Genomic DNA, 25,012 nt, shown 5'->3' with positions numbered 1-25,012 from the left:
ATTCTCCGGGCTATCAGAAATCGACGTTGACGCCCAGTTGCCAGGTCCGGCCCGGCATTGTCGCCAGCGCTTTATCGTAGGCGTCCTGATTCGTCGACGTCTCAATATTGCGGCTGCTCAGGTAATCCCAGTATTGTCGATCGGTAATGTTGTAAACGCCGCCGTTAATACGCACGTTTTTCGCCACCTGCCACCAGGCCGTCAAGTCCAGCATGCCGTAGCCAGGCACGCGCATGTATTCGCTGGAGGAGTCGGTAATGGCGGAACCCGTGTTGGTATAGCTTTCGCGGTTGGTGGCGCTGGCCTGCTTACCTTTCACGAAGGTGGCGGTCAACGCGGTCCCGTAGCGTTTCGCCGGATCGTCCCAGGCTACGCCGACGATAGCCTTCATCGGCGCCACGCTGTCGAGGTCGATATATTTGTCGCCGAGATAGCTGGATTTCGATTTCCCTTCACTATAGCCGTAGGCCAGCGTCGCGCTCAGGCCGTTAACCCCTTCAAACCAGGTGCCAAAGTTGAATTTGGCGCTGATTTCGCCGCCGTAGATATAGGCTTTATCGCGGTTTTCCGCCTGATAAATCGTATAGATATTCGACGGGACGTTGGTGAAGTGGTCCGGATTGCCGGAACGGGTGTAGCGGCTATAGGCGATGAAGTTCTTATAGCTGTTGTAGAACAGGGCGGTACGCATCGTGATCCCTTCGACCACTTCGCCTTTTAAGCCCCATTCGAAATTGTCGCTGGTTTCCGTGTTCAGATCGGTGTTACCAATCAGCGCATACTGCGCTCGTCCGGCGTAGCTGGAGCCGAGGTTCCAGGAGCCGTACAGCTGGCTGGCGTTGGGGAACTCGGCGCCGCGTTTATACTGCAGGTAGGTCATGGTACGCGGAGTGATATCGTACTGGAAGGTCAGGGACGGCAGCACCTGAGTATCGGAGTTTTTACCGTACAGGCTGGCGACGGAGGACTCCGTCAGCACGCTGCTGTTGGTGGTCAGATCGCCGAGATTCTCCGGTTTGGTGGATTGATGCACCACGCGCACGCCCGGGATCACCGCAAAGTTGTGGCTGTCGAGATCGAAGTTGATCTTATCCTGAACGAAGCCGCCAAGGGTGTAGCCCCGGCTGTCGGCTTCCGGCTGCATGATCTCGCTGTAGATACTCGGGACCGGCGACTGGCTGAACGGGCGCTGGGTTTTGGTGGTGCTGGCGTTGAGCCCGGCGCTCAGGTCGTGGCGACCAATGGATTTCGCCAGCGCGGTCTGAATACCCCAGGTGTCGGTATCGTAGTCAGAGTTGACCGTTTCCATCGATCCGGTGGTGCTGTCCGGCATCCAGGTCCAGTCATGGGCCTCGGTGTGCTGGTAGTAGACTTTGGTCGACATACTGTCGAGATAGTCATTCATTGGCGTCCAGTCGTCTTTCAGACTGATGCCCCAGCGACGAGTCTGGCTGGTCTGGTTGGCATCGCCAATGATGCTGTTGCCGCTGCTATCCCAGCTGTCAAAGTGGGTGTGGTTGGTTTTATGGTAGTAGTCGAGCGTGCTGGTCAGCTTGTGTTCATCATTTGGCTGCCAGATGCCGGAGGCCATAAAGGCATCGGAGTGCCAGTTGGCCGGATAGGCGTCAATCTTATCGCTGTTATTTTGGGTTTCCTGGCCGTCGCGGCGGCTGTAGACGAAAATGCCGCGTAGGGTTTCATCTCCGCCGGCCACCGTCACGCCGTTATGCCAGCTGCGGTCGGCAGAGTCGTAGCCGCTCCGGTAGCCGAAGGCGCTGGTTTTTCCCGGGCGCAGATAATCATCGGCAGATTTCGGCTGGAAGGAGACGTTGCCGCCGATAGAGGTGTTGGCGGTTTCAGTCGAGGTGGCACCGGACTGAATATCGATGCTGCCGTACATATACGGGTCGATGTAATCGCGACCGATGCCAAACGTATTCAGGCCGGCACGGCCGACGTAGCCGCGCCCGGTCGCATCCGGCTGCGCGATGCCGTCGACATCAATCCCGACGCGGTTGCTTTCCAGCCCGCGAATGTTATAACCGGTATAGCCGCCGCGGTCGAAGCCGCTTTTACCATTACCCGAGCCGCCGCTGGCGCCGGTCGCGCCGATCAGCGGTTCGTAACGCATGACGGAACCAAAATCTTTGGCCCCTTTGTCCTGTAGCTCCTGCGCGCTGACCGAATGTTCGCTGCCGGCTTTGAGCAGGGGAGCGGGTGCGGTGACGGTCATCTGCTCGGAGCTATCCGATGAGGTGTCGCTGGTGGTGGTGTGTGCGGTGGTATCAGCTGCCCCGGCGGTCGTCTGATAGATTGCTGCAAGCAACGAAGTCACCAGCAGGCTTTTCTTAAACCAGGCCGGTGATTGAGTGGATTTGTACATAGTAGCCACGCCTTGATAATTATTAGTATCGGCTCACGCGTTACTTCCAGATTTGCAGGAGAGTCCCGTTGCTTCCGTTAGCGGACTCTGTTTCTCCATGATTATTGATTGCGAATGGTAATGATAGGTATTATCGTTTGCAACAAAATAATCATGTATTCCCCATTTAATCTGCAATTTGTTTACAATCAGCCCTTTTAGATACAGCGAGAAAGTCATGAGTCACAAAGCCGCGATTACGATCAACTACTGCTCTCAATGCAACTGGATGCTGCGCGCCAGCTGGATGGCTCAGGAGCTGCTGCATACGTTCAGTACCGATATCGGCTCGGTCACTCTGGTCCCGGGCACCGGCGGCATCTTCACCATTACCGTCGACGACGTACAAATCTGGGACCGCAAGCAGGATGAGGGTTTCCCGGATGCGGCTGAACTCAAGCGCCGGGTACGGGATGTCTGTTTCCCGGAGAAGTCGCTGGGCCACCTCGATAAGTCTGCCGATCCGGCGTAAGCGAGAGGGGAAAACGGCTGCGCCAGAGATCATAAAGGTGTATTATTTTTGCATCTTTATTGATGGGGAAGCGCAATGGCGGGTCAACGCATCGACCGGGAAAAAAAGACTATCCGCAGCATGATTTCGCTCTATCAGCGCCGCTGCCCGGACGCGCAGGCTGACGTGGAGCATTACCAGGCGCTGAACGCCTATGCCGATAAGCGGCTGGATAAATGCGTGTTTGGCGAAGAGAAGCCGGCCTGTAAGCAGTGCCCGGTCCACTGCTACCAGCCGGCAAAACGCGAAGAAATGAAGCAGATCATGCGCTGGGCGGGGCCGCGAATGCTCTGGCGTCACCCGATTCTGACGATTCGCCACCTGATTGATGACCGGCGTCCCGTGCCGGAGCTTCCGGAAAAATACCGGCCTAAAAAGTAGCGGTGGCTTTCCCGGCTTGCGCAGCGCTTAGCCGGGCGACAATGCGTGCGGTCTGTCGGTACGGTCGCCCGGGTAAGGCGTCAGCCGCTACCCGGGGTCTCTGCGGACGTCGCCTGGGTTTGATTGTCGCGAACCGACGTCCAGACAAAGGTGATAATAAACAGCGCGGTAAACAACACCACGATGGTCGGCGCCGGGGCACTATCAAGGTAAAACGATAGCCACACGCCGCCCAGCGAACAGCTTACGGCAATCGCCACCGCCAGCAGCAGCGCGCTGATAAAACGCCGGGTCAGCAGCAGAGCAATGGCCCCGGGAGCAATCAGCAGCGAGATTGACAAAATAATCCCCACCGCTTTGAGCGTCGCCACGATGGTCAGGGCAATCATGCACAGCAGTCCGTAGTGCAGCAGGCCGCAGCGTAATCCGCTGGCTTTAGCCTGATGCGGATCGAAGGCGTGTAGCAGAAAGTCGCGCCACTTTAGCCCGATAATCAGCGCAATCACCAGGGCAATCGTCGACGTTTGCCCAATATCGCTGGCGGAAATCCCCAACATATCGCCAAACAGAATATGGTCGAGATGGACTTCGGACTGAATAGCGACATACAGCACCAGCCCGGCGCCAAACATCCCGGAAAAGACAATGCCCATAATGGTATCGCGCTTGATGCGACTGTTATCGTCGAGATAGCCGGTCGCGATGGCGCAGAATAGTCCGGCAACAAAGGCGCCAATGGCGAACGGGATCCCGACAATATAGGCCACCACCACGCCGGGAAAGACCGCATGGCTCATGGCATCCCCCATCAACGCCCAGCCTTTCAGCACCAGAACAACCGACAGTAGCGCGCAGGGAATGGCGACGATGGCTGCCACCAGCATGGCGTTGACCATAAACGAAAACTGGAACGGTTCGAGAAGCGTGGTCAGCAGCATGATCCCTCCCTGGCGCGACGGCGGTTGGCCAGCAGGCCGTGTTTGGGAGCAAAGACAAAGGTCACCAGAAAGAGCAAGGTCTGGGCCACGACGATGATGCCGCCGGTTGCGCCATCCAGATAGTAGCTCAGCCAGGCGCCGAAAAAACTGGTCAGGCTGCCAATAGCGACGGCAATCGCCAGCAGGCGTGGAAAGCGGTCGGTCAGCAGCCAGGCGGTCGCTCCCGGAGTGACTACCAGGCAAATGACCAGGAAGGCGCCCACGGTTTGCAATGCCGCCACGGTACAGGCGGCCAGCAGCGTGAAGAACAGCAGCTTGAGCCCGGTGGTGTTCAGGCCAATGGATCGGGCGTGGCTCTCATCGAAAAAGGTCACCATCAGGTCTTTCCATTTCAGCAGCAGAATCACCATTGAAATCGAGCCGATGGCCGCCAGCTGAATAATATCTTCCGGGGCGATCGCCAGGATATTGCCGAGAATAATGGTCTGGATATTTACCGAGGTTGGGTTGAGCGACACCATAAACAGCCCGATACCGAAGAACGACGAAAAAATCAGACCGATAATGGCATCCTCTTTGAGCTTCGAACGCTGGTTGAGAAACAGCATGCTGCCCGCCGCCAGTCCTCCGGAGAGAAAAGCGCCGACGGCGAAGGGCAGGCCGAGCATATACGCTCCCGCCACGCCCGGTACGATGGAGTGGGAGAGGGCATCGCCAATCAGCGACCAGCCTTTCAGCATCAGGTAGCAGGAGAGAAAGGCGCACACGCCGCCCACCAGCGCCGATACCCACATCGCATTCAGCATATACTGATAGCCGAACGGCTCGATTAGCCAGTTCATCCTTCTCCTCCCGTCGTCCGACGGCTGATAAACGGCCGTTCATCGTCGGTGATAATCTGCTCTTCTCCGCCGCTGAGCACCACGTGGCGCAGCGCGCCGCTGAAAGCGAGTTCGAGGTTAGCAGCGGTAAAGGTTGTTTCCGTCGGTCCGCTGGCCAACACGGTGCCTTTGACCATCACCGTGTAATCGCAAAACTCGCTGACCGAACCGAGATTGTGGGTCGAAACCAGCAGGGTACAGCCGTCGTCGCGCAGCTCGCGCAGCAGGGTGATGATCTGGGTTTCGGTCTGGACGTCAACGCCGGTAAACGGCTCATCCAGCAGAATGACCTTGCCCTGCTGAGCGATGGCGCGGGCAAGGAACACCCGTTTTTTCTGTCCGCCGGACAGCTCGCCGATTTGCCGGTGGCGATAGTCGCTCATCCCGACGCGGGCCAGCGCCGCATCAACCACTTCCCGGTCATGGGCTTTGGCCCGTCGCAGCCAGCCCATATGTCCGTAGCGGCCCATCATGACGACATCCTCCACCAGTACCGGGAAGGTCCAGTCAACGTCCTCTGATTGCGGGACATAGGCCACCAGGTTCTGGCGCAGCGCGCGATGAACCGGCTGGCCAAGTATGGCAATCTCGCCATGGGACAGACGAACAAAGCCCATCAGCGCTTTAAACAGCGTCGATTTTCCCGAACCATTGATGCCCACCAGCGCGGCAATGGAGCCGCGTGGTACGCTGAAGGTGGCATCGCGCAGCGCGGTGTGGCCGTTGCGATAGGTTACGCTGACCCGGTTGACCGAGAGGCCAGGCAGATCGGCGGTCATGGCTGTTTCCTCATCCCATCGTTGATGCCCTGGACGATGGTTTGCGTCGTAACGCGCAGCAGATCCAGGTAGGTGGGAACCGGGCCATCGGCGGCGCTCAGGGAGTCAACATAAAGCACGCCGCCATAATGGGCGCCGGCTTCCCGCGCCACCTGGCGCGCCGGTTTATCTGAAATAGTGCTTTCGCTGAAGATGGTCGGGATATGCTCTTTCTTCATGGTGTCGATGGTTTTACGCACCTGCTGCGGCGTGCCCTGCTGGTCGGCATTGATTGGCCACAGGTAGCGCTCTTTCAGCCCGTTGTCGCGGGCCAGATAGGAGAACGCGCCTTCGCTGGTCACCAGCCAACGCTTCTCTACCGGCAGTTTCGCCAGCTCCGCCTTCAGCGGCGCCATAGTCTGGCGGATTTTCTCTTTATAGATGGCGGCATTCTGACGATAGGTCTGCGCATTCGCAGGGTCGTATTTGCTCAGCGCATCACGGATGTTATCGACATAGATCAGCGCGTTATCCGCCGACATCCACGCATGGGGGTTGGGCTTACCGTTATAGGGACCTTCGCTGATCCCCATTGGCTGAATCCCCTCGCTGACGACCACTTCCGGGACCCCTTTCAGGTGCTGATAAAAGCGGGCGAACCACAGTTCGAGGTTCAGACCGTTGGTGAGGATCAGCTGTGCCCCCTGGGCGCGTTTAATATCGCCGGGCGTCGGCTGGTATTCGTGGATCTCGGCGCCGGGTTTGGTAATCGAGCTGACCTGGGCCGCCTCTCCGGCGACGTTTTGCGCCATATCGGCAATCACCGTAAAGGTGGTGATCACTTTGAATTTTTCGCTGGCCTGAGCCGGGGCGATCGCCAACAGGCCGAGCAGAGCGGTAAAGATCAGGTGCTTCAGAGGCGGCAGGTGCAGCATAGGATCCCTCACATCATTGTGGTTAATTAATCATCTGTTATAGCCATTGCTATGTTATATAGCACAGGCTATTTATAAATGAAAATGATTATTATTTAAATGCTGAGAGGAAAGCCGTACAAACCGGCTGTCGCGGGGAAAATGGCAAGACGTATCAAAGAACGCCGTTTCGTGTGAAGCGGCGTTGGAGTGCGGATTACGCGCGGGTGGCGAGGAGAATGGCCGAGGCTTTGATCAGCGCAATCACGCGGCTGCCCTCGACCAGCTTCATCTCTTCCTGACTTTCATTGGTGACGACGGCGATGATAGCGAAGCCCGCGTCGGTTTTGATGTGCACCGTCGCGTTGACCGCCCCTTCAGTGATGCGGGTGACGCTCCCGGCAAACTGATTACGCGCGGAGAACTTCAGGCCGCAATCCTCGGTGGCCAGGGTGACCCACGGCGCTTTAATCAGCGCGATGGCTTCTTTACCGGCAACCAGACCCAGCGCCTCTTTGCTGCTGTGGGTGACGATCGCCACCAGTTTTGCGCCGCCGGCGAGGGTCAATTCCACTTCATCGTTGACCGCGCCGGCGGCAACTGCGCTGACCGTGCCGGTCAACTGGTTACGTGCTGATACCGCCATAAAATCTCCTTGTGTGGCTGATTAAGTGAGTACAGGACTTATACTAGCTCATCTTTGTTAATGCCCAGGCGTTTCATGCGGGAAAGCAGCGTTGTACGCTTTAATCCCAGCCGCTGCGCCGCTCCTTTCGGCCCGGCGACCACGCCGTTGCTCTCTTTCAATACGCGGACGATCAGCTGATATTCATCCTCGCCCTCTTGCGGCAGCACTTCGGCCATCATCGTCTCCGCGTCGATATTCATCTCCGGCAGCGACAGCTGCAGCACACTACCGCGGGTTAACAGCACCGCGCGTTCAATCACGTTTTCCAGCTCACGAACGTTACCCGGCCACTCCATGTGGCTCAGCGTACGCAGGGTTTCTGCCGGAATGCTGTCGATGTTACGCCCGAGGCGGCGGGCGATTTTAAAGGTAAACGCCTTGACCAGCAGCGGGATATCGTCCGGACGCTCGCGCAGCGGCGGCAGATGGATCGGAAAGACGTTCAGACGATAGTAGAGATCGCTGCGGAATTCGCGATCGGCGACCATCTGCCTGAGATCGCGGTTGGTGGCGGCGATCAGCCGGACATCGGTGCGGATCAGCTTGTTGCTGCCGAGACGTTCAAACTCCTGTTCCTGCAGAACCCGCAGCAGCTTCGGCTGCAGCTCCAGCGGCATGTCGCCCACTTCATCGAGAAATAATGAGCTTTTATCCGCCAGTTCGAAACGGCCGATGCGCTGAGCGCTGGCGCCGGTAAACGCGCCGCGCTCATGGCCGAAGAGATCGCTTTCCAGCAGCCCGGCGGGCATCGCGGCACAGTTCATCTTGACCATTCGCCGCGCGTTGCGGCCGCTGAGATTATGAATGGCGCGGGCAATCAGCTCTTTGCCGGTGCCGGTTTCGCCGAGGATCAGCACGGTGCTGTCGCTCTGCGCCACCATTTCGACCTGCTTGAGTACGCTGTGCATCGCTTCGCTGCGGCCGATGATTTCGCCAAACTCGCTCTCGACATTATTCAGCTGTTCGGTGAGCGCCAGATTTTCATCCACCAGCCGCTCCTTAAGCCGCTGAATTTCGCGATAGGCGAGGGCATTATCGACGGCGATCGACACCCGTTCGGCAATTTGTCGCAGCAGCTTGAGGTTGGTGGTGGTGAACACCTTCTCATCGCACTGCGCCAGTTTCAGCACGCCCAGCAGCGTATTGCCAGACATCAGCGGCAGCAGGCACAGCGTCTGAATCTGGTTGCCCCACATCTCAAAAAGCATTTTCTCGTACGGGGCCAGCGAGTCGTGCTCGTGTAAATTGAGCAGCAGCATCTCTTTGCTTTTGAACACCCGTTCGGTCAGCGTACCGGCTTCATTCACCTCGCTCTGATCGTGAACCGGATGGCTGGCGTCGAGATAATGGGTCGAGTAGATATTCAGTTTGCCTTTGCGGTTGCTGCGTAGCACCACGCTGATAGCGTCGATACGGAAATAGTGGTGAATCTCTTTGGCGACTTCGCTAACCAGCTCATCGATATCCAGCCGGGAGAGCACGGCGTTAGTGATAGCAACCAGAATGCGAAAGTTGTCGCGCTCGTGGCACAACAGATCGTAATCGACGTTGTTGCTGACCCGGCTCTGGATCTGCTCGGTCACCACCGCAACCAGCTGGGTAAAGGTATGCAGCCGCTGGAACTCTTTCTCGGTCCACGGTCGGGCGTCGTCGCGGATAAACTCGCAGCCGCCAAAGATGCGGCCTTCCGCCGCCAGCGGCAGCAGGCCGTAATAGCCAAACGGTGGATAGAGTCCGCTACTGGCCAGCTGAGGCCAGGCCTCGACAAAGGTCGCCTTGTCACAGTGCAGCGCATCGGGGCGCGACAGCAGGCGACGCACCGGCCCGTGTGCCAGTACGGTCTCATCTTCATAGCTGACCGGCAGACCCGCTTCGTCACAACCGTACCTTGCCGCACGATGGTTTCCGGCGTTCCACAGAATAATCGCCGCACGATCCGCCAGCGCGGATTGCTGAACCAGACGGGTTAGCGTTTCACTCAGCGCCGCCAGGTCAGGCTGCTGTAATAAAATACGGGTGATATCGAACAGCCCTTGCTGCCCGAAATCGCCCAATGGTGTATACGACATTACTGAAGTCCAAAACGCACCCGCAAAGCGGCACGTAAGAAAGTGGTGACACAAATAATAGTATGTTAATAAAGCGGTTGTTGCCGCCGCCAACCCATCCGAGGTCGCCCGCGGATTTGGGCCGGATAATGATGCTGGCTTTTCCCGGCTCGCGCTGCGTTTAGCCGGGCTACAGGCCCGTGCGTAGCCGGTAGCCCGGATAAGGCGTTAGCCGCAATCCGGGGAGCCGTTTTCCGTTAACAAATTCGCGGCAGCGGCTCGGCATGGGGAAGGTCCAGCGTCCGCTTCACGCCATACAGGCCGATCGTGCGCACGCCGGTACGCTCAACCACGTCGCCGATAATCGCGGCGTGGCGGCCAAGCGGGTGGCTTTGCAGCTGCGCCAGCGCGGCCTCCGCCGCTTCCCGGGCGACGGCTATCACCAGCTTGCCTTCATTGGCGAAGTTTAGCGCCTCCAGGCCTAACAGTTCGCACACCCCGCGTACGGTCTCGTTCACCGGCAGCTTCTGTTCATGTAGCTCAATGCCGCAGCCGCTGGCGGCGGCGAACTCATGAGCCACCGCGTTCACTCCGCCGCGGGTCGCATCGCGTAGCGCTTTGATGCCGGGAACAGCGCGCAGCGTCTGAATAAGCGGCGTCAGCACCGCACAGTCGCTGGCCAGCGCGCCGTCCAGACCCAGCTGTTCGCGGAGGTTGAGAATGGTGGCGCCGTGGTCGCCCAGTGTGCCGCTGACCAGCAGGACGTCGCCGGGAGCGATCTGTTGTGCCCCCCAGCGAATATCCGCCGGAATGGCGCCGATCCCGGCGGTATTGATAAACAGTTTATCCGCCGCGCCGCGCGGGACGACTTTGGTATCGCCGGTGACGATGGCAATCTCAGCGGCCTGCGCGGTACGGGCCATGCTGTTGACCACCCGTTCCAGGGTAGCCATCTCCAGTCCCTCTTCGAGAATAAATCCGCAGGAGAGATAGCGCGGCAGGGCACCGCTGACCGCCACGTCGTTAGCGGTGCCGCATACTGCCAGCTTGCCGATGTCGCCGCCGGGGAAAAACAGCGGATCGATAACGTAGCTGTCGGTGGAAAAGGCGAGACGATCGCCCTGAGCGGTAAGCTGCGCCAGATCGAGACGCGCCTGATCTTCTTGCTCTGCCAGCCACGGGTTGGCGAACGCCTGCATAAACAGGGAGGCGATCAGCTGCTGCATCGCCTGACCCCCGCTACCGTGAGCTAACTGGACGCTTTTCATGCTTCATTTTCCTGACTGCGATATTGATACCAGGCGGCGCATGCGCCTTCTGATGAGACCATCAACGCGCCAAACGCGCTTTGCGGGTTACACACTTGCCCGAACAGCGGACACTGATGCGGCTTACAACGGCCGGTCAGCACATCGCCACAGCGGGCGCGCGGATCGTCGCAGACGCGCTGCGGCGCCGGCTGAAAATGGGCTTCAGCGTCAAAGCGCTGATAGGCGGGCGTCAGGCCTACGCCGGAGTTGTTGATGACCCCCAGCCCGCGCCATTCGCTATCGCCGGACAGGCAGAAAACGTCGGCAATCGCCGCTTGCGCCAGCGGGTTGCCTTCATCAGGCACCACGCGGCGGTACTGATTTTCGACCTGGCTGCACTGCGCTATTGTCTGCTCAACCAGCATCACCGCGCCTTGCAGTAGATCAAGAGGTTCGAAACCAGCCACCACTAAAGGACGCCGGTAGTCGCTGGCGATAAATCCGTAGGCTTCGGTACCGATGACCATACTGACATGACCCGGGGCAAGAAAGGCATCGATGCTGTTATCAGGCTGGTCGAGCAGACTGCGCAGGGTCGGGAGCAGGGTGATGTGCTGGCAAAAAAAGAAGAAGTTATCCACGTTGCGCTCGCGAGCCTGACGCAGCGTCAGCGCGGTAGCGGGCATGGTGGTTTCAAAACCGAGGCCAAAGAAGACCACCTCCCGCTGCGGGTTCTGCTGCGCCAGCTTCAGCGCATCCATCGGTGAATAGACGATACGCACATCGGCGCCGCGAGATTTCGCCTGCAGCAGGGAGCCGTTTTTACCGGGGACGCGCATGGCATCGCCGAAGGTGCAGAACATCACCCCCGGGCGGCTGGCGATATCGATACAGGTGTCGATGCGCCCCATCGGCAGGACGCAGACCGGGCAGCCGGGGCCGTGAATAAATTCGATATTCTCCGGCAGCAGCTGGTCGAGACCGAATTTAAAGATGGCGTGCGTATGGCCGCCGCACACTTCCATAATACGCAGCGGATGCCCGGCGGTATGAGGCAGCAGATGCGCGCGCGCCTGAAGATGTTCAACCAGCTGCATCACCTGCTCCGGCGCGCGATATTCATCAACAAAACGCATTATCGCTCCTCGCCGTACAGCAGCGCGCCCACGTCAGGCTCGACTTCAAACATATTTTGCAGCGCCTCAAGGGTATCGCGGGCTTCCGCTTCATTAATAATGCTCATGGCGAAGCCCACGTGGACCAGAACCCACTGGCCGAGTCGCGGCTGCCCCTGTTCATCAACGCTTCCTACCAGCGTCAGATCGACTTCGCGTTGGATGCCGCACACTTCGACCTTCGCCAGGTTACCGTCAATGGCGCAGATTTGCCCCGGAATGCCTATGCACATGTCTGCGCCTCCAGCCAGCTGAGCCACTTATCCATGCCTTCGCCGCTGGTGGCGGACAGCATAATGATTTCAATATGGGGATTGACCTCCCGCGCGCAGGCGAGGCACTTCTCTACATCAAAGTTGAGGTACGGCAGCAGGTCGATTTTATTCAGCAGCATCAGGCTGGCGGCGGCGAACATATGCGGATACTTCAGCGGCTTATCTTCGCCTTCTGTGACCGACAGCACCGCCACCTTGTGACGTTCGCCGAGGTCGAAGCCCGCCGGGCATACCAGGTTGCCGACGTTTTCAATAAACAGCATACCGTTATCCGCCAACGGCAGACGTGGAGCGGCATCGGCAATCATCTGCGCATCAAGGTGGCAGCCCTTTCCGGTATTGACCTGAATGGCCGGCGTGCCGGTAGCGCGAATGCGTGCCGCATCATTGACCGTCTGCTGGTCGCCTTCGATGACCGCGCAGGCGATTTTTCCTTTCAGACGCAGCAAGGTTTCACTGAGCAACGTGGTTTTGCCGGAGCCCGGGCTGGAGACCAGGTTCAGCACCAGCTGGCCGCGTGCGGCAAAGCGCGCGCGGTTGCGGGCCGCCAGACGATTGTTTTTATCCAGCACGTCGATTTCGACTTCCAGCATCCGGCGCTGGCTTTGACCCGGTGCATGGGTACCCGCTTCGCCGTGGCCGTAGTGCAGGTCGCCGCTCTCTGAACGGGTGGGGGAGAAGCTATCGCTTTTGACGCCGGTAATCGTCATGGTCTGGCGCGGGGCTGGCGCGAAAGGGGCGCTGCGAAACGCCGAGTGGGGGTTATGCTCATCACCTTCGATATAAAGGTTGCCTTCCCCACAGCCGCAAGTTGTACACATAGTTTTACTCCTGGTCTGTCCCGTTATCCTCACGTTGTCTCTTTGCCGGCTGGCTCGCTGGCCGCCGCGAGATAATCCGAATTAACGGGGATCACTTCTATTCGCTGAATCTGTAGGCCGTCGTCCGCCACAATCTGCAGCGTGTCGCTGTGGCACTGCGGACAGCGCCGCACGTGCTGCGAGATGAGTTGCACGTACTGCTGGCAGGATTCGCACCAGCATTCGGCCTGTTGTTCGGCAATATGCAGTTCGCAGCCTTCCGCCAGCGTGCCGCGGCACACCAGCTCAAAACAGAAGGTCAATGCGCTGGCTTCCACGCAGGAAAATGCGCCGACCTTCAGCCACACGCCGGTAACCCGACGCGCGCCGGCCTGCTGCGCCTGCTGTTCAATAATTTCCAGCGCCCGCTGGCTAAGAGTGATTTCGTGCATGGTCGCCTCCGTATCGCGATGGGCCATATATGCAATAACGATGCCAGGTCATCGCTACTGTCGGAACAACTGTCGATGACGACAGCTGACGGATGTCATCGACATGTCAGCATTACGCCGTATTTTTATTAAAATCATTAAATATCAATAAATTAAAATTTGGCATGGAAAATGCTTGTACGGTGCATCTCATGCAACCGGGGAGACCGAGATGACTATTTGGGAAATTAGTGAAAAGGCGGACTACATCGCCGACCGTCACCGCCGCTATCAGGATCAGTGGCGCCAGTACTGCAATTCGCTGGTTCAGGGCATCACCCTGTCAAAAGCGCGTTTGCATCATGCGATGAGCTGCGCGCCGGACAAAGAGCTGTGCTTCGTCCTGTTTGAACATTTTCAGGTGTATGTCGCGCTGGCGGAAGGGTTCAACAACCACACCATCGAGTACTACGTCGAAACGCGCAATGGTGATGATAAGCGCTTGATTGCTCAGGCAACGCTGGCATCCGACGGTACCGTTGACGGCCGGATCAGCAACCGTTCGCGCGAACAGGTGCTGGAACATTACCTGGCCATTATTGCCAGCGTCTATGACCGTCTGTATGACGCCATGGAACACGACCAGCCGGTGGATTTAAGCCATCTGGCGCTGGCCCATTAATCGTAAGGTGTCGACACGTGTCGAAAATGACATCTGAACTCCCTGATTTCGTCAAAAATGACTTTCACCCGAGGATTGCCCGGTGAACCGTTTTGTAATTGCTGACTCCACCGTCTGTATCGGCTGCCGCACCTGCGAAGCCGCCTGCTCAGAGACGCATCGCCAGTACGGCCTGCAGGCCATGCCGCGACTACAGGTCATGCGTAATGAAAAAGAATCGGCGCCGCAAATGTGCCACCACTGCGAAGACGCCCCCTGCGCCGCGGTGTGTCCGGTTAATGCGATCAATCGCGTCGATGGCGCGGTTCAGCTGAATGAAAGCCTGTGCGTAAGCTGCAAGCTGTGCGCCATTGCCTGCCCGTTCGGGGCGATTGAATTTTCCGGCAGTCGTCCGCTGGATATTCCGGCCAACGCCAATACCCCTATGGCGCCCGCTGCGCCGCCGGCGCCAGCCCGCGTCAGTTCGCTGCTCGACTGGGTGCCCGGCGTGCGCGCTATCGCCGTGAAATGCGACCTGTGCCATTTCGATGAGCAGGGACCCGCCTGCGTGCGTACCTGTCCGACGAAAGCGCTGCTGCTGGTGGATATCCGCGATATCGCCCAGGCCAGCAAGCGCAAGCGTGAGCTGACCTTTAATACCGACCTCGGCGATTTGTCGCTGTTTCAGTCGCAACAGGAGGGCGTGAAATGAGCGTGATCTCTTTAGTGAATCAGGCGGTGCTGTGGTATGCCGCCAGCGGCGTGCTGGCATTTATCTTTACCCTGAGAAAACCGTTAAGCGGCGCGATTGCCGGGATCGGCGGCGCGGTGGCCAGCGCGATGCTGATCGTCGCCGCCCTCGCGACGCTGATAACCCCTGAGCAGGTGAGCGACGGCATGCTGCAGATGCTCTCTTTACCGGTTCGGGTGAACGGCATCAATGCGCTATGGCTGCTCGCCATTGGCCTCAGCGCACTGCCCATCGCCCTGTTTAATATCGTCTGGCACCGTCATTCGCAGGTGAAAGCCAACGGTCTGTTGGTCAATTTGCTGCTGGCTTCGGCAACTTGTGCCGTGGTGGCAACCAACTTCGGCACGCTGGTGGTGATGGCGGAGATGATGGCCCTGTGCGGGGCATTTCTGACCGGCTGCGCGCAATCCGCAAAGCTGTGGTTTGCGTTGGGACGTCTGGGAACGCTGCTGATGGCGTGGAGCTGCTGGCTGGTGTGGTCGTTCTACGGCACCCTCGACCTGGGGCAGATTAGCCTGCTCGCCGCCCATGCCCCGCAAAATATGCTGCTGTGGCTGCCGGCGCTCGTCGGTTTCGCGCTGCTGGCGGGCGTTATCCCGCTGCACGGCTGGGCGCCGCAGGCGCACGCCGGGGCCAGCGCGCCGGCCGCCGCGCTGTTCTCCACAGTGGTGATGAAAGTCGGTCTGTTTGGCATCTTAACGGTCTCGCTTGCCGGGAGCGCGCCGCCGCTGTGGTGGGGCGTGTTGCTGCTGGTCGTGGGGATGATAACCGCGTTTATCGGCGGACTGTATGCCCTGATGGAGCACAATATTCAGCGTCTGCTGGCTTATCACACCCTCGAAAATATCGGCATTATTTTGCTGGGGCTTGGCGCCTTCGTCACCGGTCTGGCGCTCAACAGCAGTAGCCTGATGGTGCTGGGTTTCATCGGCGGCATGTACCACCTGATCAACCACAGTGTGTTCAAAACGACGCTGTTCCTTGGCGCCGGCGCCGTGTGGTTCCGTACCGGCCACCGCGATATCGAAAAACTGGGCGGGATGGGCAAAAGAATGCCGCTGATTTCGCTCTCTATGTTGGTCGGCCTGATGGCGATGGCTGCGCTGCCGCCGCTGAACGGCTTTGCCGGCGAGTGGGTTATCTACCAGTCCTTCTTCAAACTGAGCACCAGCGACGCCTTTATCGGCCGTCTGCTTGGGCCGCTGCTTGCCGTTGGCCTGGCGATTACCGGCGCGCTGGCGGTGATGTGTATGGCGAAAGTGTACGGCGTGACCTTCCTCGGCGCACCGCGGACTCCGGAAGCGGAGAACGCCACCCGCGCCCCGCTGCTGATGACGGTCAGCGTGGTACTCGCCGCGCTCTGCTGCGTGGCGGGCGGGGTCGCCGCGCCGTGGCTGTTGACGCTGGTCGGCGGGGTACTACCGGTTCAGGCGCAGGTCTCAAGCGTGGTGTCGCAGCCGCTGATCGCCATTCTGCTGCTGGCCTGTCCGCTGCTGCCGTTCCTGCTGATGATCTTCTTTAAAGGCGACCGTCTGCCTGCGCGCTCCCGCGGTGCGGCATGGGTCTGCGGCTACGACCATGAAAAATCGATGGTCATCACCGCTCATGGTTTTGCCATGCCGGTTAAAGAGGCCTTCGCGCCGCTGCTGAAATTGCGTCACTGGCTGAATCCGGTACGTCTGGTTCCCGGCTGGCAGTCCGCCTCGGCGCCCGCGCTGTTCCGCGGCGTGGCGTTAGTCGAGCTGGCGGCGCTGGTGGTCATTGTCATTTCGCGAGGAGCCTGAGAATGAGCGTTTTAATTGCACTATTACAGGCGCTGCTGCTGTTTGCCGCCGCGCCCCTGCTGTCCGGCATCACCCGCGTAGCCCGCGCTCGCTTGCATAATCGCCGCGGTCCGGGCGTGCTGCAGGAGTACCGGGATATCTTCAAGCTGCTGGGCCGCCAGAGCGTCGGGCCGGATGTTTCCGGCTGGGTCTTTCGCCTGACCCCCTTCGTGATGGTCGGCGTGATGTTGACCATTGCCAGCGCGCTGCCGGTGGTGACCGTCTCGTCGCCGCTGGCGGGACTGGGCGATCTGATTACGCTGATCTACCTGTTCGCGATTGCCCGTTTCTTCTTTGCGATTGCCGGTCTGGATACCGGTAGCCCGTTTACCGCGATCGGCGCCAGCCGCGAAGCGATGCTCGGCGTGCTGGTGGAGCCGATTCTGCTGCTGGGCCTATGGGTTGCGGCGCAGGTTGCCGGCTCCACGCATATCAGCCGGATCGCCGCCACCATTTATCACTGGCCCGCAGCCCACTCGGTACCGCTGGTCCTGGCGCTGTGCGCCTGCGCGTTCGCCACCTTTATCGAAATGGGCAAGCTGCCGTTCGACCTGGCGGAAGCGGAGCAGGAGCTGCAGGAAGGGCCGCTGACCGAATACAGCGGCAGCGGCTTTGCGGTACTGAAATGGGGCATCAGCCTCAAACAGCTGGTCGTGCTGCAGATGTTTGTCGGCGTCTTTATTCCGTGGGGAGCGATGACCAGTTTTAGCCTCGGCGGCCTGCTGCTGGCGCTGGTTGCTGCCATCGTCAAGCTGGTGGCAGGCGTGCTGGTTATCGCGCTGTTTGAAAACAGCATGGCGCGTCTGCGTTTTTGTGCCACTTCCCGCGTTACCTGGGCCGGTTTTGGCTTTGCGTTTTTAGCTTTCGTCTCCTTGCTGGCGGCGTGATTAAGAGAGTTTGAGCATGTCTGAAGAAAAAATCGGTCAACACTATCTCGCCGCGCTGCATCAGGCCTTCCCGGGCGTGGTGCTCGACGAAGCCTGGCAGACCAAAGATCAGCTCACCGTGACGGTGAAGGTCAACTATCTCCCGGAAGTCGTGGAGTTTCTCTACTACCAGCAGGGCGGCTGGCTGTCGGTGCTGTTCGGTAACGACGAACGTAAGCTTAACGGCCACTATGCCGTGTATTACGTGCTGTCGATGGAGCAGGGGACCCGGTGCTGGATCACCGTGCGCGTCGAAGTGGATGCCGACAAGCCGGAATATCCGTCGGTGACGCTGCGGGTGCCTGCCGCCGTCTGGGGCGAGCGCGAAGTGCGCGATATGTACGGTCTGATACCGGTGGGACTGCCGGATGAGCGCCGGCTGGTGCTGCCGGACGACTGGCCTGATGAACTTTATCCGCTGCGTAAAGACAGCATGGATTATCGTCAGCGTCCGGCGCCGACCACCGATGCGGAAACCTACGAGTTCATCAACGAGCTGGGCAGTAAGAAAAATAACGTGGTGCCGATTGGCCCGCTGCACGTCACCTCCGATGAACCCGGCCATTTCCGCCTGTTTGTCGACGGCGAGAATATTATCGACGCCGATTACCGCCTGTTCTATGTCCATCGGGGCATGGAAAAGCTGGCGGAAACCCGCATGGGTTATAACGAAGTGACCTTCCTGTCGGACAGGGTGTGCGGTATCTGCGGCTTTGCCCACAGTACGGCCTATACCACCTCCGTCGAGAATGCGATGGGGATCGTCGTCCCGGAACGTGCGCAGATGATCCGCGCCATCCTGCTGGAAGTGGAACGCCTGCACTCGCACCTGCTAAACCTCGGCCTCGCCTGCCACTTCACCGGTTTTGACTCCGGGTTTATGCAGTTCTTCCGCGTGCGTGAGACGTCAATGAAGATGGCGGAGATTCTCACCGGGGCGCGTAAAACCTACGGGATGAACCTGATTGGTGGCATCCGCCGCGACCTGCTGAAAGAGGACATGATCCAGACAAGAGCGCTGGCGCAGCAGATGCGCCGCGACGTGCAGGAGCTGGTCGATATGCTGCTCAGCACGCCGAATATGGAGCAGCGTACCGTGGGGATTGGCCGCCTCGACCCGCAAATCGCCCGTGATTTCAGCAACGTCGGCCCGATGGTGCGCGCCAGCGGCCACGCCCGCGACACCCGCGCCGACCACCCGTTTGTCGGTTACGGCCTGCTGCCGATGGAAGTGCACAGCGAACAGGGCTGCGACGTGATTTCGCGTCTGAAGGTACGTATCAACGAAGTCTACACTGCGCTGAATATGATCGACTTCGGCCTCGATAATCTGCCAGGCGGCCCGCTGGCGGTGGAAGGCTTTACCTATATCCCGCACCGTTTTGCGCTGGGCTTCTCGGAAGCGCCGCGCGGGGATGATATCCACTGGAGCATGACCGGCGACAACCAGAAACTGTACCGCTGGCGCTGCCGGGCGGCCACCTACGCCAACTGGCCGACCCTGCGCTATATGCTGCGCGGCAACACCGTCTCCGACGCTCCGCTGATTATCGGTAGCCTCGATCCTTGCTACTCCTGTACCGACCGCATGACCGTGGTCGATGTGCGGAAGAAAAAAAGCAAAGTGGTGCCGTACAAAGAGCTGGAGCGCTACAGCATCGAGCGTAAAAACTCGCCGCTGAAATAAGGAATCGCCATGTTTACCTTTATCAAAAAAGTGATCAAAACCGGCAACGCGACGCACGCTTATCCGCTGGAGCCGATGCCGGTAGATAAAAACTTTCGCGGCAAACCGGAACATACGCCGCAGCAGTGTATCGGCTGCGCGGCCTGCGTGAACGCCTGCCCGTCGAACGCGCTGACGGTGGAAACGGATCTGGTGACGCGCGAGCTTGCCTGGCAGTTCAACCTCGGGCGCTGCATCTTCTGCGGTCGCTGCGAAGAGGTGTGTCCGACGGCGGCCATCAAGCTATCGCAGGAGTATGAACTGGCGGTGTGGAAGAAAGAGGATTTCCTCCAGCAGTCGCGCTTTGCCATCTGCCATTGCCGGGTGTGCGAACGCCCGTTCGCCGTACAAAAAGAGATCGACTACGCCATTGCGCTGCTCGGGCACAACGGCGATACCCGCGCCGAGCTGCATCGCGAAAGCTTCGAGACCTGCCCGGAGTGTAAACGCCAGAAGTGCCTGGTGCCGTCCGACCGTATTGAACTGACTCGCCATATGAGAGAGGCCAGCTGATGAGCAACTTACTAGGCCCGCGCGATGAAAACGGCATTCCGCTGCCGATGACGGTGGAGGAGTCCATCGCCAGCATGAAGGCATCGCTGCTGAAGAAAATTAAGCGTTCCGCCTACGTCTATCGCGTGGACTGCGGCGGCTGCAACGGCTGCGAAATCGAGATTTTCGCCACCCTGTCACCGCTGTTTGATGCCGAACGCTTCGGGATCAAAGTGGTGCCGTCACCGCGCCATGCCGATATTCTGCTGTTTACCGGCGCGGTAACCCGCGCCATGCGTTCGCCGGCGCTGCGTGCCTGGCAGTCGGCGCCGGATCCGAAAATCTGCATCTCCTACGGCGCCTGCGGCAACAGCGGCGGTATTTTCCACGACCTTTACTGCGTGTGGGGCGGAACCGACAAAATTGTTCCGGTGGACGTCTATATTCCGGGCTGTCCGCCGACTCCTGCCGCCACGCTATACGGCTTTGCGATGGCGCTGGGTCTGCTGGAACAGAAAATTCATGCCCGTCTACCGGGCGAGCAGGATGACAAAGCGGCGGAAATTCTCCACCCCGGCATGGTGCAGCCGCTGCGCGTGCGTATCGACCGCGAAGCGCGTCGCCTGGCGGGCTATCGCTATGGCCGCCAGATTGCCGATGACTATATGCGCCTGCTGGCGCAGGGCGATAGTCAGGTGGTGCGCTGGCTGGAGGCGGAAAAAGATCCGCGTCTGACCGAGATAGTCACCCATCTGAACCAGGTGGTCGAGGGGGCGCGTATCCGATGAGCGAGACGGTGGTGTTCAGTCAGCTGAGCCGTAAATTTATTGATGAGAACGACGCGACGCCCGATCAGGCGCAGCAGGTGGTCTATTACAGCCTGGCGATTGGCCACCACCTCGGCGTCATCGACTGTCTGGAGGCGGCGCTAAGCTGCCCGTGGCAGGCATATCTGGCGTGGATTGCCACTCTCGAAGAGGGCAGCACCGCGTGGCGTAAAATGGAAGGCGTGCCGAAGTACGGCGAGATAGTGATCGACAGCAATCATGTCACGATGCTCGCCAACGCCTTCGATAAAGCGCAGGTCCGGCAGACCCCCGAACAGCAGGCGTGGAGCAAAACGATGCTCAGCATGCTGCACGATATTCACCAGGAAAGCGCCATCTATCTGATGGTGAGGAGACTCCGTGACTGACGTTTTACTTTGTGTTGGCAACAGCATGATGGGCGATGATGGCGCAGGCCCGCTGTTGGCGGAGATGTGCGCCGCCAACCCGGTCGGTGAATGGGTGGTGATTGATGGCGGCAGCGCCCCGGAAAACGACATCGTCGCCATTCGCGAACTGCGTTCCGAGCGCCTGCTGATCGTCGATGCCACCGATATGGGACTCAACCCCGGAGAAATCCGCCTCGTTGACCCGGACGATATTGCCGAAATGTTTATGATGACCACCCACAATATGCCGCTTAACTATCTGATCGATCAGTTGCAAGAGGACGTGGGAGAGGTGATTTTTCTTGGGATTCAGCCGGATATCGTCGGCTTTTATTACCCGATGACCCAGCCCATTAAGGATGCGGTAGCGACGGTGTATGCGCGGCTGGATGGGTGGGCTGGCGACGGCGGATTTTCCGCGCTCTGAGCCATGCCCGGTGGCGCTGCGCTTACCGGGCCTACGGTCTTGTAGGCCGGTGCAAGCGCAGCGCCGCCCGGCGAATTTCCGCAGGCGGTGCAGCACACCTGTCCGGGCTCCTGGCTTACCGGGCCTACGGTCTTGTAGGCCGCTGCAAGCGCAGCGCCGCCCGGCGAATTTCCGCAGGCGGTGCCGCGCACCTGTCCAGGCTCCTGGCTTACCGGGTCTACGGTCTTATAGGCCGCTGCAAGCGCAGCGCCGCCCGGCGAGTTCCCGCAGGCGGTGGCGCGCATCTGCCCGGGCACTGGCTTACCGGGCCTACGGTCTTGTAGGCCGGTGCAAGCGCAGCGCCGCCCGGCGAGTTCCCGCAGACGGTGCCGCGCACCTGCCGGGCTCCTGGCTTACCGGGACTACGGTCTTGTAGGCCGCTGCAAGCGCAGCGGCCCCGGCAATACGCGCTACTCGAGGTCTTCGCCGTTGCTGGCAATCACCTTCTTGTACCACCAGAACGATTTTTTACGCTTGCGCTCAAGCGTGCCGTTGCCGGCATCATCGCGATCGACATAGACAAAGCCGTAGCGCTTGCTCATCTCGCCGGTTGAGGCAGAAACCAGATCGATACAGCCCCAGCTGGTGTAGCCCATTACCGGGATCCCGTCCTCGATAGCATCGCGCATCGCTTTGATATGCTCGCGCAAATAGCTGATGCGATAGTCATCGTGAATCTCGCCGTTGCCATCAATCTCGTCGCGGGCGCCGAGGCCGTTTTCCACCAGGAACAGCGGCTTCTGATAGCGGTCATACATCATATTCATCGTGATGCGCAGGCCGAGCGGGTCAATGCCCCAGCCCCATTCACTGGCCTGAATATGCGGGTTCTTCAGTGATTTAACGATATTGGCAGCGTTGGTGTTATGCGCATTCATCTCTGCTGAGGCACAGCGCGAGGCGTAATAGCTGAAAGAGACAAAATCCACGGTATGCTTGAGAATCTCGTCATCGCCCGGCTCTTTGGCGATCACGACCCCCTTTTCGCGGAATACCCGCGCTGCCCATACCGGGTAGGCGCCGCGCGCCTGAACATCGATAAAGAACAGGTTCTCCCGGTCCTTTTCCAGCGCCATCCACACATCTTCCGGCTTACAGGACCAGGGATAAAAATTGCCGCCCGCCAGCATACAGCCGACCTGGTTGAGCGGGTTAACCTCGTGGGCGATTTGGGTGGCCAGCGCGCTGGCCACCAGCTCGTGGTGAGCCGCCTGGTACTTCACCTGCTCCTGGTTCTCTCCCTCTTCAAACACCAACCCGGCGCCGGAGTAGGGACTATGGAGCATGATGTTGATTTCGTTGAAGGTGAGCCAGTATTTCACCAGCCCGTCGAAGGCTTCAAAGCAGGTGCGGGCGTAGCGGGTAAAGAACTCCACCATTTTACGATTGCGCCATGAACCGTATTCAATGACCAGATGCATCGGCACATCGAAGTGGCAAAGGGTTACCAGCGGCTCAATCCCGTACTTTTTGCACTCTTCAAACAGCGAGCGATAAAAGGCGATCCCTTCTTGATTCGGCTCCAGCTCATCGCCGTTGGGATACAGGCGGCTCCAGGCAATTGAGGTGCGAAAGACGCTAAAGCCCATCTCCGCCATCAGGGCGATATCTTCTTTGTAGCGATGATAAAAATCGATGGCCTCGTGGCTCGGGTAAAATTCATCGTCACGCAGCTGAAAACGCTTCTCCAGCCCGAGCTTAACCGGCATGCGGTTCGCGCCGTGGGGCAGCGTATCCACGGTGGTCAGCCCTTTGCCGCCCTCGAGATACCCCCCTTCAGACTGGTTTGCGGCCAGCGCGCCGCCCCATAAAAACCCGTGTGGAAAAGTCGACATGCGTTACCTCGCTTGCAAAAAAATAGTGTTCAGACGTGTGATGGTCGGGTCGTGGTCTGGCGCGCTCTGGCATCGGCTGCGGCCTCTTCTACCGGGATATCTTCAAAGCCGAGCAGCAGCGTCAGTACGAATGAGAGCACCACCGCCAGCGCCATCACGCCGAAGACCCAGACGATAGACATCGGGTTAGCCGGGTCAAAGAACTGGACGCTGGTGAACAGGCCCGGCGCCGCCATCGAGTGGCTGGCAAGCCCGGCAATACCGGCCACCGCACCGCAGATGAAGCCGCTGATCAGGCTGGCGATGAGCGGACGTTTGAGCCGCACCGCGACACCGTACAGCGCCGGTTCGGAGATACCGGCCAGAATGGCGGAGGCCGCGGCCGCCAGCGCAGTCTGGCGCAGCTCCGGATTTTTAGTTTTCCAGGCTACCGCCAGCGATGAGCCGCCCAGCGACAGGTTGGCGCCGATTTCTGACGGCATCACCATCCCTTCTTTACCGGTTTCCGCAATGGTCTGAATAATGGTCGGGGTGAAAACGCGGTGCATCCCGGTCATCACCAGCAGCGGCCACAGGGCGCCCATAATAGCCACCGACAGCCAGCCCAGATAGCTATGAATGGTGTACACCAGCGCGGAGATGGCGCTGCCGATCCAGATCCCGAGCGGCCCTATCAGCAGGATCGCCAGCGGAGCGGCGATCAGCACGATCAGCATCGGCTTGAGGAAGTTTTTCGTCACCGCCGGAGTAATGCGATCGACCCAGCGTTCGATATATGACAGGCACCAGGTCATCACCAGCGCCGGAATGACGGTATAGGTGTATTTCACCGCCGTCACCGGAATAAAGGCGAACTCGACGTGCTCACCCTGGGCCGCTTTTGCCATCAGCTCAATAAAGCTCGGATGGACCAGCACCCCGGCAATGGCAATCGCCAGCGACATATTGGTTTTGAATTTTACCGCCGCAGAGGCGGCGACCATCAGCGGCAGGAAGAAAAAGGCGCCGTCGCCGATAACGGTCAAAATGGTCAGCGTGGGCGAACCTTTAGGCAGGACGCCGCTCATCTCGAGGATCATCGCCAGCAGTTTGACCATCGATCCGCCGATGATGGCAGGGATCAGCGGTGACATGGTGCCGATCAGCGCATCGAGGATCCCGGCGCCGATACGTTTTAACGTCAGCGGCGGTTTTCCCTGAGGTTCCGCGGGGCGCATATTGTCCGGCAGCAGGTTGACCACTTCGCGAAACGCCTGCGATACCGTATTGCCGATGATCACCTGACACTGATTGTCGCTGCGCACCACGCCAAGCACGCCTTTCAGGCTTTTGAGCGCGGCGCTGTCCACCCGCGCATCATCTTTGACCACAAAACGCAGACGGGTCATACAGTGGGTGACTGCCGTGATGTTATCCGCCCCGCCTGTTGCCGTCAGAATTTGCTTTGCCAGGGCTGCGTAATTTTTAGACATCGGATTTTATCCTGTTTAATCAATAGGGTACTGGCTGGTTATCGCACCTGAGGATCGTGCGCTATCAGGGATATGTAGGAAACCGGTTCCACAAAATCATGATGAGTTTCATTTGTTCTAACAAGATCTAAAAAAATCATTTTTAATTTTTGTGATTTTGATCGCTATGTGA

At 59.1% G+C, this 25,012-nt stretch carries 25 protein-coding genes; 11 read left to right on the top strand and 14 right to left on the bottom strand.

What is annotated here, in order from left to right; genetic code table 11:
- Nucleotides 1-13: 13 nt before the first annotated feature.
- The gene (locus tag MC50_RS02875) at nucleotides 14-2,383 is read right to left on the bottom strand and encodes a TonB-dependent receptor domain-containing protein (protein WP_047663414.1); all 2,370 of its coding nucleotides are present in this window, start codon (nucleotides 2,381-2,383) and stop codon (nucleotides 14-16) included.
- Between the two features lie 217 nt (nucleotides 2,384-2,600).
- Here MC50_RS02875 and MC50_RS02870 point away from each other — a divergent pair, with 217 nt between their 5' ends.
- Entirely contained in the window at nucleotides 2,601-2,894 is a 294-nt protein-coding gene (locus tag MC50_RS02870) for a SelT/SelW/SelH family protein (RefSeq protein ID WP_004866911.1), read from the top strand.
- 75 nt (nucleotides 2,895-2,969) lie between these two features.
- Nucleotides 2,970-3,314 carry a nitrous oxide-stimulated promoter family protein gene (locus MC50_RS02865; RefSeq protein WP_032690978.1) on the top strand — a complete coding sequence of 115 codons (345 nt, stop codon included), beginning with the start codon at nucleotides 2,970-2,972 and terminating at the stop codon, nucleotides 3,312-3,314.
- An 80-nt stretch (nucleotides 3,315-3,394) separates the two neighbouring features.
- On the opposite strand, the gene sitD is transcribed toward MC50_RS02865, so the two are convergent.
- The 11 genes from sitD to hypA form a co-directional block, all read right to left on the bottom strand.
- Nucleotides 3,395-4,252 carry an iron/manganese ABC transporter permease subunit SitD gene (sitD, locus tag MC50_RS02860; RefSeq protein ID WP_190306318.1) on the bottom strand — a complete coding sequence of 286 codons (858 nt, stop codon included), beginning with the start codon at nucleotides 4,250-4,252 and terminating at the stop codon, nucleotides 3,395-3,397.
- The gene (gene sitC / locus MC50_RS02855; protein WP_032690979.1) at nucleotides 4,243-5,094 is read right to left on the bottom strand and encodes an iron/manganese ABC transporter permease subunit SitC; all 852 of its coding nucleotides are present in this window, start codon (nucleotides 5,092-5,094) and stop codon (nucleotides 4,243-4,245) included. Before sitC ends, sitD begins: the two co-directional genes overlap by 10 nt.
- On the bottom strand, nucleotides 5,091-5,912 hold the full coding sequence (locus tag MC50_RS02850) for a manganese/iron ABC transporter ATP-binding protein (RefSeq protein ID WP_032690980.1): 822 nt from the start codon (nucleotides 5,910-5,912) through the stop codon (nucleotides 5,091-5,093). Before MC50_RS02850 ends, sitC begins: the two co-directional genes overlap by 4 nt.
- Nucleotides 5,909-6,826, bottom strand: a complete 918-nt coding sequence (locus MC50_RS02845) for a metal ABC transporter substrate-binding protein (protein ID WP_032690981.1) — start codon at nucleotides 6,824-6,826, stop codon at nucleotides 5,909-5,911. The genes MC50_RS02850 and MC50_RS02845 overlap by 4 nt, the downstream gene beginning before the upstream one ends.
- Nucleotides 6,827-7,022: 196 nt before the next feature.
- Nucleotides 7,023-7,451, bottom strand: coding sequence for a TOBE domain-containing protein (locus tag MC50_RS02840; protein WP_032690982.1), 429 nt, complete (start codon nucleotides 7,449-7,451; stop codon nucleotides 7,023-7,025).
- 38 nt (nucleotides 7,452-7,489) lie between these two features.
- Nucleotides 7,490-9,562 carry a formate hydrogenlyase transcriptional activator FlhA gene (gene flhA / locus MC50_RS02835; protein ID WP_047663413.1) on the bottom strand — a complete coding sequence of 691 codons (2,073 nt, stop codon included), beginning with the start codon at nucleotides 9,560-9,562 and terminating at the stop codon, nucleotides 7,490-7,492.
- Nucleotides 9,563-9,798: 236 nt separating this feature from the next.
- Nucleotides 9,799-10,809, bottom strand: coding sequence for a hydrogenase expression/formation protein HypE (gene hypE, locus MC50_RS02830; protein WP_032690984.1), 1,011 nt, complete (start codon nucleotides 10,807-10,809; stop codon nucleotides 9,799-9,801).
- Entirely contained in the window at nucleotides 10,806-11,927 is a 1,122-nt protein-coding gene (gene hypD / locus MC50_RS02825) for a hydrogenase formation protein HypD (RefSeq protein ID WP_032696773.1), read from the bottom strand. Before hypD ends, hypE begins: the two co-directional genes overlap by 4 nt.
- On the bottom strand, nucleotides 11,927-12,199 hold the full coding sequence (locus MC50_RS02820) for a HypC/HybG/HupF family hydrogenase formation chaperone (RefSeq protein ID WP_004866894.1): 273 nt from the start codon (nucleotides 12,197-12,199) through the stop codon (nucleotides 11,927-11,929). The genes hypD and MC50_RS02820 overlap by 1 nt, the downstream gene beginning before the upstream one ends.
- A complete protein-coding gene (hypB, locus tag MC50_RS02815; RefSeq protein WP_047663412.1) occupies nucleotides 12,190-13,062 on the bottom strand; it encodes a hydrogenase nickel incorporation protein HypB in 873 nt (290 codons plus the stop codon). Before hypB ends, MC50_RS02820 begins: the two co-directional genes overlap by 10 nt.
- A 29-nt stretch (nucleotides 13,063-13,091) precedes the next feature.
- Entirely contained in the window at nucleotides 13,092-13,493 is a 402-nt protein-coding gene (gene hypA, locus MC50_RS02810) for a hydrogenase maturation nickel metallochaperone HypA (protein ID WP_046853524.1), read from the bottom strand.
- Between the two features lie 211 nt (nucleotides 13,494-13,704).
- On the opposite strand from hypA, the gene hycA reads away from it, so the two are divergent.
- The 9 genes from hycA (at nucleotide 13,705) to hycI (ending at nucleotide 21,494) form a co-directional block, all read left to right on the top strand.
- The gene (gene hycA / locus MC50_RS02805; RefSeq protein ID WP_032691080.1) at nucleotides 13,705-14,154 is read left to right on the top strand and encodes a formate hydrogenlyase regulator HycA; all 450 of its coding nucleotides are present in this window, start codon (nucleotides 13,705-13,707) and stop codon (nucleotides 14,152-14,154) included.
- Between the two features lie 82 nt (nucleotides 14,155-14,236).
- Nucleotides 14,237-14,845: a 4Fe-4S dicluster domain-containing protein gene (locus MC50_RS02800; protein WP_004866887.1), complete on the top strand. Its 609-nt coding sequence runs from the start codon at nucleotides 14,237-14,239 to the stop codon at nucleotides 14,843-14,845.
- A complete protein-coding gene (gene hycC / locus MC50_RS02795) occupies nucleotides 14,842-16,668 on the top strand; it encodes a formate hydrogenlyase subunit 3 (protein WP_046853525.1) in 1,827 nt (608 codons plus the stop codon). Before MC50_RS02800 ends, hycC begins: the two co-directional genes overlap by 4 nt.
- 2 nt (nucleotides 16,669-16,670) lie before the next feature.
- Nucleotides 16,671-17,594 carry a respiratory chain complex I subunit 1 family protein gene (locus MC50_RS02790; protein WP_032690988.1) on the top strand — a complete coding sequence of 308 codons (924 nt, stop codon included), beginning with the start codon at nucleotides 16,671-16,673 and terminating at the stop codon, nucleotides 17,592-17,594.
- 16 nt (nucleotides 17,595-17,610) lie between these two features.
- Nucleotides 17,611-19,320: a formate hydrogenlyase subunit HycE gene (gene hycE / locus MC50_RS02785; protein WP_047663411.1), complete on the top strand. Its 1,710-nt coding sequence runs from the start codon at nucleotides 17,611-17,613 to the stop codon at nucleotides 19,318-19,320.
- A 9-nt stretch (nucleotides 19,321-19,329) separates the two neighbouring features.
- Nucleotides 19,330-19,872: a formate hydrogenlyase complex iron-sulfur subunit gene (locus MC50_RS02780; protein ID WP_004866880.1), complete on the top strand. Its 543-nt coding sequence runs from the start codon at nucleotides 19,330-19,332 to the stop codon at nucleotides 19,870-19,872.
- Nucleotides 19,872-20,639, top strand: a complete 768-nt coding sequence (locus MC50_RS02775; RefSeq protein ID WP_032690990.1) for an NADH-quinone oxidoreductase subunit B family protein — start codon at nucleotides 19,872-19,874, stop codon at nucleotides 20,637-20,639. The genes MC50_RS02780 and MC50_RS02775 overlap by 1 nt, the downstream gene beginning before the upstream one ends.
- The gene (locus tag MC50_RS02770) at nucleotides 20,636-21,046 is read left to right on the top strand and encodes a formate hydrogenlyase maturation HycH family protein (RefSeq protein ID WP_047663410.1); all 411 of its coding nucleotides are present in this window, start codon (nucleotides 20,636-20,638) and stop codon (nucleotides 21,044-21,046) included. The genes MC50_RS02775 and MC50_RS02770 overlap by 4 nt, the downstream gene beginning before the upstream one ends.
- Nucleotides 21,039-21,494 carry a hydrogenase maturation peptidase HycI gene (hycI, locus tag MC50_RS02765; RefSeq protein ID WP_047663409.1) on the top strand — a complete coding sequence of 152 codons (456 nt, stop codon included), beginning with the start codon at nucleotides 21,039-21,041 and terminating at the stop codon, nucleotides 21,492-21,494. The genes MC50_RS02770 and hycI overlap by 8 nt, the downstream gene beginning before the upstream one ends.
- Before the next feature lie 449 nt (nucleotides 21,495-21,943).
- Here the strand turns inward: hycI and MC50_RS02760 are convergent, their stop codons facing one another.
- Together MC50_RS02760 and ascF are read right to left on the bottom strand one after the other, a co-directional pair.
- Nucleotides 21,944-23,368 (bottom strand): 6-phospho-beta-glucosidase, encoded by a 1,425-nt coding sequence (locus MC50_RS02760; protein WP_032696777.1) that lies wholly within the window; start codon nucleotides 23,366-23,368, stop codon nucleotides 21,944-21,946.
- A 29-nt stretch (nucleotides 23,369-23,397) separates the two neighbouring features.
- On the bottom strand, nucleotides 23,398-24,840 hold the full coding sequence (ascF, locus tag MC50_RS02755) for a PTS cellobiose/arbutin/salicin transporter subunit IIBC (RefSeq protein WP_032690994.1): 1,443 nt from the start codon (nucleotides 24,838-24,840) through the stop codon (nucleotides 23,398-23,400).
- Nucleotides 24,841-25,012: the final 172 nt, after the last annotated feature.

It is taken from the genome of Klebsiella planticola (genome assembly GCF_000783935.2).
Classification (GTDB): Bacteria; Pseudomonadota; Gammaproteobacteria; order Enterobacterales; family Enterobacteriaceae; genus Klebsiella; species Klebsiella planticola.
The sequence above is the reverse complement of the archived record's forward strand: the minus strand, read 5'-3'. Positions and strand labels throughout refer to the sequence as shown.